Origin of the sequence: Paraburkholderia dipogonis (genome assembly GCF_042680985.1) — a bacterium.
Lineage (GTDB): Bacteria > Pseudomonadota > Gammaproteobacteria > Burkholderiales > Burkholderiaceae > Paraburkholderia > Paraburkholderia phytofirmans.
The window spans coordinates 19,123-32,391 of sequence record NZ_JBHUFR010000032.1 but is presented as its reverse complement, the minus strand read 5'-3'; the positions used below and the strand labels follow the sequence as shown (position 1 = coordinate 32,391).

Annotated in this window: 12 protein-coding genes; 5 read left to right on the top strand and 7 right to left on the bottom strand. The window is 63.9% G+C overall.

Translation table 11 applies throughout. The annotated features are described in order from the left end of the window. Position 1: 1 nt before the first annotated feature. Positions 2 to 1,408: a class I SAM-dependent methyltransferase gene (locus ACFSNN_RS34175; RefSeq protein ID WP_134456694.1), complete on the bottom strand. Its 1,407-nt coding sequence runs from the start codon at positions 1,406 to 1,408 to the stop codon at positions 2 to 4. A gap of 573 nt (positions 1,409 to 1,981) precedes the next feature. Here ACFSNN_RS34175 and ACFSNN_RS34170 point away from each other — a divergent pair. The 4 genes from ACFSNN_RS34170 to ACFSNN_RS34155 all read left to right on the top strand — a co-directional run bounded on the left by ACFSNN_RS34170 (position 1,982) and on the right by ACFSNN_RS34155 (position 6,518). Continuing rightward, positions 1,982 to 2,407, top strand: coding sequence for a CopG family transcriptional regulator (locus tag ACFSNN_RS34170; protein ID WP_134456695.1), 426 nt, complete (start codon positions 1,982 to 1,984; stop codon positions 2,405 to 2,407). Positions 2,408 to 2,496: 89 nt separating this feature from the next. Continuing rightward, complete coding sequence (locus ACFSNN_RS34165) at positions 2,497 to 3,609, top strand: extracellular catalytic domain type 1 short-chain-length polyhydroxyalkanoate depolymerase (RefSeq protein WP_134456696.1); 1,113 nt, start codon at positions 2,497 to 2,499, stop codon at positions 3,607 to 3,609. 85 nt (positions 3,610 to 3,694) lie between these two features. Beyond that, positions 3,695 to 6,070, top strand: coding sequence for an ATP-binding protein (locus ACFSNN_RS34160; RefSeq protein ID WP_134456697.1), 2,376 nt, complete (start codon positions 3,695 to 3,697; stop codon positions 6,068 to 6,070). 10 nt (positions 6,071 to 6,080) lie between these two features. Next, complete coding sequence (locus tag ACFSNN_RS34155) at positions 6,081 to 6,518, top strand: response regulator (RefSeq protein ID WP_134458940.1); 438 nt, start codon at positions 6,081 to 6,083, stop codon at positions 6,516 to 6,518. Positions 6,519 to 6,603: 85 nt separating this feature from the next. Here ACFSNN_RS34155 and ACFSNN_RS34150 read toward each other — a convergent pair whose 3' ends face one another. From ACFSNN_RS34150 to ACFSNN_RS34140, 3 genes are all read right to left on the bottom strand, one after another. Continuing rightward, entirely contained in the window at positions 6,604 to 8,250 is a 1,647-nt protein-coding gene (locus ACFSNN_RS34150; protein ID WP_134456698.1) for a sensor histidine kinase, read from the bottom strand. Positions 8,251 to 8,270: 20 nt separating this feature from the next. Further along, complete coding sequence (locus ACFSNN_RS34145; RefSeq protein WP_134456699.1) at positions 8,271 to 8,939, bottom strand: biliverdin-producing heme oxygenase; 669 nt, start codon at positions 8,937 to 8,939, stop codon at positions 8,271 to 8,273. Between the two features lie 164 nt (positions 8,940 to 9,103). Continuing rightward, complete coding sequence (locus ACFSNN_RS34140; RefSeq protein WP_134456700.1) at positions 9,104 to 9,913, bottom strand: mechanosensitive ion channel family protein; 810 nt, start codon at positions 9,911 to 9,913, stop codon at positions 9,104 to 9,106. A 147-nt stretch (positions 9,914 to 10,060) separates the two neighbouring features. On the opposite strand from ACFSNN_RS34140, the gene ACFSNN_RS34135 reads away from it, so the two are divergent. Then, entirely contained in the window at positions 10,061 to 10,276 is a 216-nt protein-coding gene (locus ACFSNN_RS34135) for a hypervirulence associated TUDOR domain-containing protein (protein ID WP_134456701.1), read from the top strand. Between the two features lie 57 nt (positions 10,277 to 10,333). Here ACFSNN_RS34135 and ACFSNN_RS34130 read toward each other — a convergent pair whose 3' ends face one another. The 3 genes from ACFSNN_RS34130 to ACFSNN_RS34120 form a co-directional block, all read right to left on the bottom strand. Next, positions 10,334 to 12,031, bottom strand: a complete 1,698-nt coding sequence (locus ACFSNN_RS34130) for a putative bifunctional diguanylate cyclase/phosphodiesterase (RefSeq protein WP_134456702.1) — start codon at positions 12,029 to 12,031, stop codon at positions 10,334 to 10,336. A 162-nt stretch (positions 12,032 to 12,193) separates the two neighbouring features. Next, positions 12,194 to 12,499 (bottom strand): Rieske (2Fe-2S) protein, encoded by a 306-nt coding sequence (locus ACFSNN_RS34125; RefSeq protein ID WP_134456703.1) that lies wholly within the window; start codon positions 12,497 to 12,499, stop codon positions 12,194 to 12,196. A gap of 156 nt (positions 12,500 to 12,655) precedes the next feature. Beyond that, complete coding sequence (locus ACFSNN_RS34120; protein ID WP_134456704.1) at positions 12,656 to 13,156, bottom strand: GAF domain-containing protein; 501 nt, start codon at positions 13,154 to 13,156, stop codon at positions 12,656 to 12,658. Between the last annotated feature and the right edge of the window lie 113 nt (positions 13,157 to 13,269).

The window sequence follows — 13,269 nt, the reverse complement described above, 5'->3', positions numbered from 1 at the left end:
CTCAGGCTGCTTGCTGTTGGCCGATCACCACCTCGGCGAACACATTCACACCGGTCGCGTCCGTGTACAGGCGCGGCTCGCCGCAGTTCTCCGGCATGATTTCGGCCATCTGTGCCTCGTTGCGATAGATCAGGTACCACTCCAGCACATGCTCCATGCTGAAACGCTCCGGGTTGTCGGCGTGGACATTGGTGACCAGCAGGCGGCCGCCCGGTCTGGTGCGGCTGGCGAAATGCTGGTTCAGCCGGGCGCAGACCTTGTCCGAGAGGTAGTCGAACAGGCCGGCGCAATAGACTGCGTCGAACTCGCGAACGTCGGGTGCGTCCGGATCCATGCGGCGCTTGAGCAGGTGATGGACCGAATCATGGGTGTAGCTGACGGTCATGCGCCTGGACGTTTTCTGCGCAATGGCGCTCAAGCGGTCGCGCGTCCAGTCCAGTGTTTCCTGACTGAAGTCGAGCAGCTCGAACGTGAGCCACTCCGGTTCGTCGTATTCATGCATGAAGCGCTGGATTTCCTGAGCGGGGCCGCAACCCACGTTCAGGACCCGGAAGGGCCGCCGCGCGGCGCGCGCTTCATTGGCGAGCCGGGTCAGGTAGTCCACCAGCAGTTCGACGCGATTGCGGTGCGCGCGTGCCACGGCCGTTTGCAGGAAGGCCGCGTTGACGATCTGGAAATACGTGCTCGGGCCCTGGCGCGGATCGTCGAGCATCTGGTTGACCATTTGATAGTCGCCGGCATAACCCAGCGGCTTGGTGAACGTGCGGAACACAAAGGGCGAACGCAGCAGCAGCGGATGTAGCGCGGCCTGGGCAAAGGCACGGTGTGCCGGCGCCAGTTCTTCGTCGACGAGGCGTGCCTCGCCTTCGAATTCGTCGAAGTAGACCTTGGTCCTTTCCATCAGCGGCGACGCCAGTTCGAGGAAGAAATCCTCGCGCAGGCTTTTACCTTCCTTCGGCATGGTGTCGGCCAGGTCCGCCTGCTCGACCCAGCGCGACATGTCCGAGAGAAACGCCCGGATCTGGTTGACCGCGATCTGGTAGTCGCGGCGGATCTTGAAACGCTCGGCCCAGTCCTGCGAGAAGCGGCGCGCTTCTTCGCCGACCGCGCGCGCTTCCAGCGTGCCGCCGCTCAGTTCCCGCCACTCGGCGATCAACGTCACCGAGACAATGGCTGTCAGGCCGGTGTTGACCATACTGATCACGACCGCCTTGCCCGAATAGGCGTGCTCCACGCCCATCTTGACCGACAGGTCGCTCAGCACCTCGCTGACCTGGACAATCGAGTACGGGTTATAGACCTCCATCACCAGGGACTTTCGCTGAAGATTGATGATCGTGCCCCGCACCTGCTCGCCCTGCGAGTTGAGGAAGCTCACTACCGGATCGATTTGCGTTTTGGAATACACAGTATGGCGGCCAGGAAAGTACCACGAGAAGTTGGTTTGAAATCTGGTGCTATACCAGACCGGCAGGCGGCCGGTTCAGCGTCGATGGTGTCCTCAGGTCCAGGTGACGAGGCGTCGCCATCGGTATTTCAGTTGTCGCCGCGGCAACCCGTTCTTTCCGGGCGGCGTACCCCTTCCTTCCGAATTGCATCGGCCGGACAAGTTATGCGTTTGACTTGTCCGCATCGTCTCGCGACAGCACGTGTGCTAATGGGCACCACGGTTTTGACGAGACTCGTTAGCCTGGTGGGCTTTGAAGGCCGGTTTCAGAGCAATTCGGCCCTTTGCGATTGCAGCATTCTACTGATAAAAAAGAATGCTGTGGTCCCATGCGGATTGCGGCGCATGGGGCCAGAGGAACCTCAGCTCGAAAACGAAGGACCGGCACCCGCCAGGCGCTTCACGGCCACCCGCTGCCCACAAAAAACCCCGAACGAACCCTCAATTTCCTTCTTGACCGCGCTTCGCCGCGAGGCGTATAACCATCTCACTGGATGTTATACGGATGGCACACAGATGGCTCTCGGAGTGCAGATGTCAAAACTCAAACTCATCGACACCTCGCGCCCCAGAGGCGGCGAGACCGAAAAAATCACCATCAACCTGGGCCCGATCGACCTCGGCCAGATCGATTTACTGGTCGAAGAAGGCTTTTACTCGAACCGCACCGACCTGATCCGCACGGCGATCCGCAACCAGATCGCGGTGCATGCTCAGGCGGTCGCGGAGACGGTGACGCGGCGCGCCATGGTGCTGGGCATGCAGCACTTCTCGCGGCAGGACCTCGAAGCGGCTCAGGCCGCGCATGAACAACTGGACATTCACGTGCTAGGCCTCGCCAGCATCGCAGCCGATGTGCCGCCCGAACTCGCGGCGGCCACGATTGCATCGGTGGTGGTGCTCGGCGCGTTTCATGCGTCGCCCGCGGTCAAGGCGGCGCTCGCCGGCCGCATCAGCTAGGCGCGACGCTCGACTCATTACCGTGGCTGAAGCGGCGACGCATCAATCGACTCGCTCACCCACGCCCCACACAGGTCTACGCAACCACCATGAAGATGAACGAAGATTTCCTGAAATCGATGACAGACGCCTTCGAGCTATTGCGCACGAAGGGGCCGCAGGAAGCCACCGCGGCGGTTCAGCGCGCGCTCGCGGGCGGCAAAGCGAACGAGGCCCGCGCGGACTACGTCCCAGCATCGAACACGCCGTCGAATGCCGGCGAATGGGCGCAAGCGTGGACGCAGATGCGAACCCAAACGCAAGCGCAGGCGCGCCCCGCTCCGCACGCCCCTGGCGCGCCGGCTTTCGATGCCGATTCGCCAGGCGCCTTCAGCACGCACACGTTCAGCAACTCAGCGGGTCAACGCCAGTACAAGCTCTACGTGCCGGCCGTCTACAACAGCGAACCATTGCCGCTGATCGTCATGCTGCACGGCTGCACGCAGAACGCCGACGACTTCGCCGCCGGCACGCGCATGAACGAAATGGCCGAGCGTCATGGCTTTATCGTCGTGTATCCGAATCAGGCGCAAGCGGCCAATCATTCGAAATGCTGGAACTGGTTCAAGCCTGCCGATCAACTGCGCGACGAGGGCGAGCCGTCGTTGATCGCCGGCATCACGCGAGAAGTGATGGGCCGCTATCGAGTAGATTCGGCGCGGGTGTATGTCGCGGGGCTGTCGGCGGGCGGTGCGATGGCGGACATCATGCTGAAGACGTCGCCCGATCTCTATGCCGCGGCCGGCGTGCATTCGGGCCTCGCCTACGGCTGCGCGAAGGACTTGCCTTCGGCGCTCGGCGCGATGAAGGGCGGCAAGACGCAACGCAAACGCGCGCATGGCACGCCGCAACGTCCGCTGATCGTGTTTCATGGCGACGCTGACACGACGGTCCATCCGTCGAACGCGGCCGAGATCGTCGCGGCCTTCGACGCCGGCACCACTACCGTCAGCCAGCAATCAGGCGCCGCAAACGGCCAGCGTGCCTATACGCGGCAACGGCATGTCGCGGCGAACGGCGTGGAAGCGGAGTCGTGGTCGATTCACGGCGCAGGTCACGCGTGGGCCGGCGGCAGTCAGCGCGGTTCGTACACGGACCCGTCCGGCCCCGACGCCGCCGCGGAAATGGTGAGGTTTTTCCTGGCCCACCCACGCGAGCATTGAACAATCGGCGCGTCGCCGTCGGCCCACTCAAGCGAGCGCGCGCGCCTGCTATGCGAAAATGAAGCGTACCGTTCGTGGAGCACGCATGGCAGACCTCAACTCTTCCGCGTCTTCGACAGTCGAAGCCGACTGCGCGAGAGAACCTATCCATATTCCGGGCGGCATCCAGCCGCACGGTTTTCTGTTCAGCATTTCAGCCAACGGCACGCTGCTGCAAGTCAGCGCCAACACGTCAACGTTGACCGGCGCGAGCGCGGAGCACGCGCTGGGCCAGCCGATCGCGCAAATCGTCGGCGACGAATGGGCAGAACGCATTGTCCGCGCGCTGGCCACGCACCAGGAAGAAGGCATTCCGCTTTACGTCGGGTCGATGAGCGATCCGCGCGCGAACGTCGCCGGTTCACCCGCCGCGCCGTTCGCCGTCATCGTGCATCGGTATCAGGGCGTCGTAATCGTCGAACTGGAACCGGCTCGCGGCACGCTCGACGTGTTCTCGTCCATGTACCCGCTGGTGCGCACGTTCATCAACCGTCTCGAAGACGTGCAGACGGTCGCCGGACTCGCGCAACTCGCCGCCGACGAAGTGCAGCGCATCACCGGCTACGGCCGCACGCTGGTCTACAACTTCGACGGCACCGGCAGCGGCCACGTGATCGCGGAACATGTCGAGCCGGGTTATGCGTCCTATGCGGACCAACACTTCCCGGGCTCCGACATCCCCGCGCAAGCGCGCGCGCTCTATGTGCGCAACCGCATCCGTCTGATCGCGGACGCCGACTACCGGCCCGCGCCGCTCGTCCCGCCGCTGCATCCGTCCACCGGCCGGCCGACGGATCTCACCTACGCGTCGCTGCGCAGCGTCTCGCCGGTGCACGTGCAATATATGAAGAACATGGGCACGCTGTCGTCCATGTCGATGTCGATCGTGGTGCGCGGCAAGCTGTGGGGCCTGATCTCCTGCCATCACGACACCGCGCGCGTCCCGCCCTTCGAGGTGCGCACCGCGTGCGAACACATCGCGCAAGTGCTGTCGCTGCAGATCGAAGCGAAGGAGGATCACGCGGAAGCCGAGTACCGGCTCGAACTGCGCCGCACGCTCGCGCGCCTGCTCGCGGCCATGGCCAACACGGACAGTTTCACGGACGCGCTTGCCGGCGATCCGCAAGATCTGCTCGGACTGACCGCGTCGGACGGCGCGGCGATCGTATTCGATGGGCGTGTGCTGCTGGTCGGCACCACGCCTTCCGAGGCGGAGGTCTCGAAGCTCGTCGAATGGCTCGACACGCAGGTAGACGACACCTTCGCCACCGACACGCTCGTCACCGCCTACCCGGCGTTGCCGGCTAATCCAGACTTTGCGGGCGTGCTCGCGGTATCGATTTCCAAACTGTTTCGCAACTACGTGCTGTGGTTTCGCAAGGAAGTGGTTCAGACGATCAAATGGGCGGGCGATCCGCGCGCGAAACTGGCCAGCCTGTCCGCTTCCCTTTCGCCGCGCGAGAGCTTCGCTGTCTGGACCGATACCGTACGCGGCCGCTCGCCGGCCTGGCGTCCCGCCGAACTCGAAATCGCGGTCGAATTCCGTACCGCGCTGCTGGGCATCGTGCTGCGCCGCGCCGAGGAACTCGCCCAACTGGCGCTCGAACTCGGGCGTGCCAACAAGGAACTCGAAGGCTTCTCCTACACGGTATCGCACGATCTGCGCGCGCCGTTGCGGCACATCGTCGGTTTCGGCGACCTGCTGCGCCAGATGGAAAGCGAGCGCCTGTCGGCGCGCGGCATTCATTTCGTCGAGCGAATCATTTCCTCGGCGCGCTTCGGCGGCAAACTCGTCGACGATCTGCTCGCCTTTTCGCAGATGGGACGCGCGGCCTTGCGTCCGCAATCGATCGATGTGAACGCCATGACCGAAGCGCTCATCGCGGACGAAGCCAAAGACACGCCCTCGCGCGACATTGCATGGCGCGTCGGCCCGCTCGGCCACGTGACCGCCGACGCCGTGCTGCTGCATGTCGTGCTCCGGAATCTGATCGAGAACGCGGTAAAATTCACCTCGACCCGCGAGCGCGCGGAAATCGAAATCGGCCGCTATACGGGTGACGGCGAACTGGCCGGCCAGGATGTCTTTTTTGTCAAAGACAACGGCGTCGGCTTCGACATGCGCTACGTCGACAAACTCTTCGGCGTGTTCCAGCGGCTGCATCGGGTCGAGGAATTCGCCGGCACGGGAATCGGGCTTGCTGGCGTCAAAAGAATTGTGGAGCGGCACGGCGGTAAAGCCTGGGCGGCGGGCGAAATCGACAAGGGCGCGGCGATCTATTTTTCGCTTCCCCACGTATTCGCCGCCGCCCCGGCTGCGGGAGAAAAATCTCCGGCGGCGGCCATGGCGCGACTAACCGCGTTGGCGCCGGGCAAGCGCTTTCGCCCCGTGCCGAAGGAGTCGAAAGATGAATCAAAATGAAGGACACAGCGTGCTAAGACCTTTCCTGCTGGTTGAAGACAATCCCAACGACGTGGAGCTCACGCTGATCGCGCTCGAGAAAACGCGCCTCGCCAATCCCGTCGTGTCCTTGCGCGACGGCGAGGAAGCGTTGCAATATCTGCGCCGCGAAGGCCAGTGGGCCAACCGCTCAGAAGACAATCCAGCGGTGATTCTGCTCGACAAGAAGCTGCCCAAGATCGATGGTCACGAGGTGCTCAAAGCCCTGCGCGCCGACGAAAAACTCAAGCGCATTCCGGTGGTGATGCTAACGTCGTCGCGTGAAGAAAGCGATCTGTTGCGCAGTTACGATCTCGGCGTCAATGCCTACGTGGTGAAACCTGTCGCGTTCGACGACTTCATGGCGGCGATCAACGACCTCGGCGTGTTCTGGGGCGTGCTGAACGAGCCGCCGCCCTATCCACGCTGATGCACGCTGATGCACGCTGACGCACACTGATCCACGCCGATTTGCCGCATCGATTCACCGCGCTAGTGCGCTTCATCACCGCGCACTAGCGGTACGCCGGCAGCCTCACCCGAAACGTCGCGCCCTGCCCCGGGCCTGGGCTTTCCGCGATGACCGTGCCGCCGTGCAAATCCACCAGGTTCTTCACGAGCCACAATCCCAAACCGAGACCGGCCACGCGGCCAGAGCCTTCAGCGCCGAACTGCTGGAAGCGCTCGAAAATCCGCTCCATCGACTCCCGGTCCAGACCGAGCCCGGTATCGCGCACCGCGACTTCGACGCACTCGGCGTCGGCCCGCACCGACAGTTCGACCGTGCCTTGCGGGCTGAATTTCACCGCGTTCGACACGAGATTCCAGACCACCTGCTTCATGCGGCCGTCGTCGGCGAGCACCGTGGCAGACGCCAGATCGTCCGCAATCAGCCGCAGGCCTTTGGCTTCGGCATGCATGCGCATATCTTCAGCGATGATTCCGGCCAGCGCGCCGAGATCGACGGGCTGCAAATTGACCGACAATTTGCCGGTCACGATCGCGCCGCTGTCGAGCAGATCGTCCACCATATGCGACAGTTGCCGCGCGTTGCGGCTGATCACGCTGGTGGCGCGCGCCAGATGCGAAGGATCGGCCGCGCGTTGCAACAGATCGGTCCACGACATGATGGCCGAGAGCGGCGAGCGCAGTTCGTGGCTGACGGTGGTGACGAAATGATCCATTGCCATGGCGAGACGTTCGCTATGCTCGCGCATGCGTTTCTCGGACGCCGCGATTTCCCGCTGCTCCAGTTCGGCTTCTTTACGCGACGTGATGTCGAGCGTGAAGCCGATGACGGAACTCAAGGTGCCGTCCGGCAGGAAACGGCCGACGCCGCGCACGAGGATCCAGCGCACGCTGCCGCTCGCCCAGCCGACCCGGTAATCGACCTCGAAATGGTCGTGGGCCGCCAGCGCCTGATTCATCGCATCACGCAAACGGGCGCGGTCTTCGGGATGCACGATTTCGTCGAACAGGCGCGCTTCGGTCAACACCGAGTTCGACCCCAGACCGAGGTTCAACTTGCATTGATCGGTGCATTCGATCGCACCGGTCACCGGATCCAGTTCCCACGCGCCCAGTTGCGAAAACGTCATGGCAATCTGGAAGCGCTCCTGCTGCTCGCGCAATTGCGCCTTGGCTTCATCGGCGAGGAGCCGCCGCAGTTGTGCCTGCGAGCGCAGCTTCGCGCGCTCACGCTGGTCGCGTTCGTGGTCGGAAACGCGCTCGGTGACTTCGCTCACACGCAGCGCGATCGCGCTGGCTTGTCCGTCGCGCGCGGGCAACAGGCTCGCCTTGATCGTCCAGTAGCGTGGCAGCCGGGGTTCGCTCTCGCCGCCTGCCTCCGCGTGGCCGGGCATTTCGTAGCGAAGCAGCGGTGACCATTTCGACTCACCGGTGGACAGCTCGCGCAAGGCAGTGGTCAGCCACGCACGCCGCGCTTCCCGTTGCTCGGACGAGCCGAACTGATTGACGTCGAGGATCGATTTGCCCAGCAGATCGCTCGCCGACTGCCCCATCATGTCCAGATAGCGCGCGTTGGCGAGCAGGATCTCGTAGCGGTGGTTAAGGATCAGGTAGGCCTCGGGCAACGCATCGAATGCGGCGGCTGCGTCGAACTGGCGAGTCGGCGAGGAAGGTTCCTGGTGGCGGCTGTCCATAGGTGTGTTCCGGTCGCGCTTCAATCGGCGTTCGCGCGGACGGCCGTGACGGGGCGCCGCGCGAGTTCGATCAGACGGTCGAAGGCATCGGCCGCGCCGCGGCACGCTTCGCCGATCAGGGTGGAATGGGCAACCTCCGCGGCCATGGCGCACTGGAAGGCCTGCCAGCGCGCGGCGAGCGATTCGCGGCCGGCTTGCAGAAAGCCGAGCGGATGCGGCGCGAGGCGGTCTTTCAGGCGCGCATACAGCACCGCGCCGCCGAGTTGCGAACCTTCGATCACATAGCAGACGCCCCAACGATAGGCCGCGCTCGCGCCGCCTTGCCAGCGGCGCGCATTCGACGCCGCCGAAGCAGCGCGCTCTTGCGGCAGCGCCGATTCATGCGCGAGATCGGCGTCGATCAGCGCCAGGCGGTTTATGCGCGCTGGAGGCAGCGGCGACTGCGGACCATCGCTGAAAGTGCCCAGCCAGGCTTCGAGCGGTTCGAGCCAGTCACGCAGAATCCGCAGGTGCGCGAGGTAGTCGCGCAATGCAACGCTGTCGACCGACAGCGGCATGATTTCGTGCAGCAGTTCGTGGCGTTCAGCAGTCGCGGCGCGCAGCGCGACAAGCGCAGCGGGTATTGCGCCGGCCGCCCCCTCGTTTCCACCCGAAGACGAGCGGACAGTGGTTTCAGATGTGTCGATCAAACGTCAAACGAGTCCGGTTCATTGTGAATGAGCAGTGACCGATTATAGAGGCGGTCGCCAGACGGCACGAGGCGCGATTTGCACGGAGTGCCTCGCGCGCCAACGGGACGTCGGCGCGGGCTCGGCGCCGTCGCGTTGTGGCGAGGTGCAACGCCCGAGGTGAACTACGCCGCTACCGGGCAGCCGGCCTGTTCGAGCGCGGCCTGTGCGTGCTCGTGCAGGTCGCCGCTGGTCAGCGAGGCGTCCGGCGTGCGCACCCACGCCGCGATGCGCAGCGTCGCGCCGCCATCGTCCGGATAGTCCGCGACCGTCACGACCGGCGCGAGCGTGGTGCCGCTCAGCACGCGCGGTTCGTCGGCGACGAGTTTCTTCAATTCGCCGATCGCGGCATCGACGTCCTTGCGCTGCGCGAGGCCCACTTCGACCTCGATGCGCTGCGTGCCGCCGTTGCTGTAGTTGATCACCGGATTGCTCCAGATCTGGCTGTTCGGCATGAACACGGCATTGCCGTCGCCGCGTTCGATGCGGGTGGTGAAGAGCCCCACTTCGCGCACGATGCCCGCTGCCGCGCCGCTGCCCTCGATCACATCGCCGACGCGAAACGGCCGCAGCATCAACAGCATCATGCCGGCCGCGATATTTTGCAGCGTGCCTTGCAGCGCGAGTCCGATCGCAAGACCGGCCGCGCCCAGCACCGCGAGCACGCTCGCGGTCGCGATGCCGACTTCGCTGAGCGCCGCGATGAACACGAGCACCCGCACGGCCCAGGTGCCCATGGCCGCCAGCATCGGCGCGAGGGTCGGGTCAGCATGTGTGCGCGCGAGCGCGCGGGCGAACATCGAGCCGACGCGGTTCGACACCCACCAGCCGAGCGCGAGGATCAGCACGGCCAGCACGATATGAAGGGCGTCGTGCGTCAGCGTGACAAGCAACGACGGCTGGAAGTGAAAGAGTCGGGTGAGGAGATCGTTCATCTTGAGTCTTCGTTCCGTGACGATATAAGTATCCTGACGCAACGAAGCAGGATACGTTCCCGCCCTTTACATTTCATGTGTGAAGGCACGCGGCTTGCTCCCGTATGCGAATACGCGAATATGCGGATTGCCACAGTGGAGCGTCACATGTCCCAACATCTGAAATCTGGCGACCGTGTCAGTTGGAACACGCCGCAAGGCGTTACGCATGGCAAGGTCGTGCGTGTCATTTCTACCCACACGACCGTGGATGGCAGAACCGTCGATGCCTCCAGATCCGACCCACATTACGAGGTGCAAAGCGAGAAAAGCGGCAAGCATGCCGTTCATCGCGGCGACGCGCTGCATCGGTTGAAGAATTGATCGGGATGGCTAAGTACACGCAAGCGCACGACAATCCCTGCCGCCGGCCCTCCGGTTTCAGAGAGTGCCCAAAGGCCTCAGCAGATTACGCAGTGCCGCAACGGTAATCGGTCGCGAAAACCAGAAGCCTTGCGCTTCATCGCAACCGAGCGCTTCGAGTTGCGCGGCCTGCTCGGCCGTTTCGACGCCTTCGGCGGTCACGCGCAGTTTGAGCGCGTGCGCCATCGCGATGATGGCGCCCACCAGTGCCGCGCACTGCGGATCGGTGCTCATGCGCATCACAAACGAGCGGTCGATTTTCAGGCGATTCAACGGAAAGCGCGTCAGATAAGCGAGGCTCGAGTAGCCGGTGCCGAAGTCGTCTACCGCCACCTCCACGCCCAGATCGCGCAATGCAAAGAGCGTCTGCAAAGCCTGATCGGTATCGCCGAGCAGAACGCCCTCGGTGATCTCCACTTCGAGATACGACGGGTCGAGCGCGGCATCTTCCAACGCCTCGCGGATGGTTTCGAACAGATTGTGCCGCTGGAACTGCTGCGGCGAGACGTTCACCGCGAAGCGCGGCAAGTTGCCCGTCAGCCGCAGCAACTTGCCGGCATCGCGGCACGCAGTCCGGATCACCCACTCGCCGATCTGCTCGATCAAACCCGCTTCCTCCGCGACCGGCACGAATTCGACGGGACTGATCAGGCCACGTTGCGGATGGTCCCAGCGCAGCAGCGCCTCCACCTGCGCGATGTGGCCGTTGGAAAGCGTGACCTGCGGTTGATACACGAGATGCAGTTGCTGACGATCGATCGCGTCGCGCAACATGGTCTGCAGTTCGAAGCGGCGCGCGGCCTGGCCTTCGAGCGCGGTGGAAAACCGCCGCACCGCATTGCCGTTCACCGCCGAAGCCGCCGACAACGCCACGCCCGCGCGACGCATCAGCGTGGGCGCATCGCCGCCGTCGGCCGGATACGCCACGATGCCGATGCTCGCGGTAATGTTCAACGCGGTGCCGGCGTAATCGATTGCCTCGGCGATGCGGCCTAGCGCATCGGCGGCGAATGCATCGGCCGCCGGACCGGTTTCGTTGACCAGCAACGCGAACTGCGTGCCGCCGATCGAGGCGATCGTGCCGTCATTCGGAAAGAGACCGCGCAACCGTTCACCGACGATCTGCAGCACGAGTTCAGCCGCATGCAAGCCGAGCGCGTCGCGCAGTTTGCGCAGATGATCGAGCTCGGCGATCAGCACGGTAAAACCGCTGCCGCTACGCTCGCAACGCGCGATCGTGAGTTCCAGCCGTTCGGTGAAAAGCGTTTGATTCGGCAGGCGGGTCACGCCGTCGTGGTGCGCGACGTACCAGAGACGCGCTTCCGATTGCGCGTAACGCGTCATGTCGATGGCGATGCCCACGTATAGCGCGGGACAAGCGGTCCGCGCGGGCTCGGTGACGAGCGGCGCCAACGCCAGCACCACGCGAACCGGCGTGCCGTTGCGCCGCAAGAAGCTCCACTCGCCTTCGTAGCGCGAACTCACCATGGCAAGCGGCGGCAGTTCGGCGCGGCGCTTGGCCAGTTCGGCCGGATCGAACAAAGACTCGAAGGTGCGCCGGCCGATCAGTTCTTCAGCCGCCAGTCCCGTCAGCTTTTCGAAAGCGGCATTGATGCAGTCGAACGTGCCGTCCGCGGCGCAGGTAAACATGCCGTAAGGCGCCGACGCAAGCACGGCATCGCGCGTACGCTTTTCGGCGTAGAGGGGGACTTGCATCGCGCCGGCCTTTTGATTTTCCTGAGTAGTGAAAGCGATCGAGCGTGTTCTTGACGCGTGGGCGCAACCCGTAGAGCCTCGACATTCCGGTCCGATGTTTCGGGCAACCGTGCGTATGATAACGGCTTTCGCGCCCCCGCCGAATTGGCCGCCCCGCAATCTTCACGGCAATCGTTTCCCTTGGTGTAATCCCCAATCTTCGCGAGCGGCACGCTTGCGCGATGCGTTGCGCGCGCTCACCGGTTTGCCGTGCGTGTGGAACGCCACGAGCGGCTCGTCGAGCAGCGTCACGCTGATGAGTTTGTCGGTGACTTCGGCCGCGAACGCCTCCGGATGCCAGTAGCGGCTGAGAAACTCCCAGTCGTGGCTAGCGAAAGTGCAGTTGCGGGGGTAATGCGGGGGACGTTGGAATGTCAGCGTGCTGGCGTGGCGGTCGCAGTTGCAGTCGCAGTGGCGGAACCCATGCATGTCTCCGAAACCCAGTGGGGTTCGTCATGTTCATGAGCTGTCTCGAGCGCGTTGGAGAGAACGATAGCGGGATGAGGTCCGCCGACCCATCCCCTGAACTGCATTGACTCTATGTACGGAGAAGCATACGGCGCCGCTCCACCGCTGCTGTGTTTTTTACGCGGCGCGCGGCAGCGCCGCTTCGATAAACACCGCGCACAGTGCCTCCATACCCTTCGCGTCTTCTTCGTCGAAGCGCGCGACGCTCGGACTGTCCACGTCCCACACGCCGATCAGCGTGCCGTCCGGCGCGACGAGCGGCACGACGATTTCCGATTGCGAAGCCGAATCGCAGGCGATATGGCCTGGAAACTCGTGCACGTCGCGCACCACCTGCGTTTGCCGCGTCTGTGCAGCCGTGCCGCAGACGCCCTTGCCGAGCGGAATTCGCACGCACGCCGGCTTGCCCTGGAACGGTCCGACGACCAGTTCCTTACCGTCGTGGAAATAGAAGCCGGACCAGTTCAGATCGCTGAGCGAATGAAACACGAAGGCGGAAAAATTCGCGGCGTTGGCGATCCAGTCGGTTTCGCCGGCGAGCAGCGAGCGCGCCTGCGCGACCAGTTCTTCATAGTGCGCGGCTTTGGGCAGATGCGAGGCGGAGGAGACTTCGAACATGACGGCGTCCGTGATGAAAGCGGAAAGAGAGGCAGCGAGTCGTGCAGTTTAAAGCAAGCCACCGATTCCTTCACGGCACGCGCCCGCGTCGCGCGACGACGGGCGCACAGTCA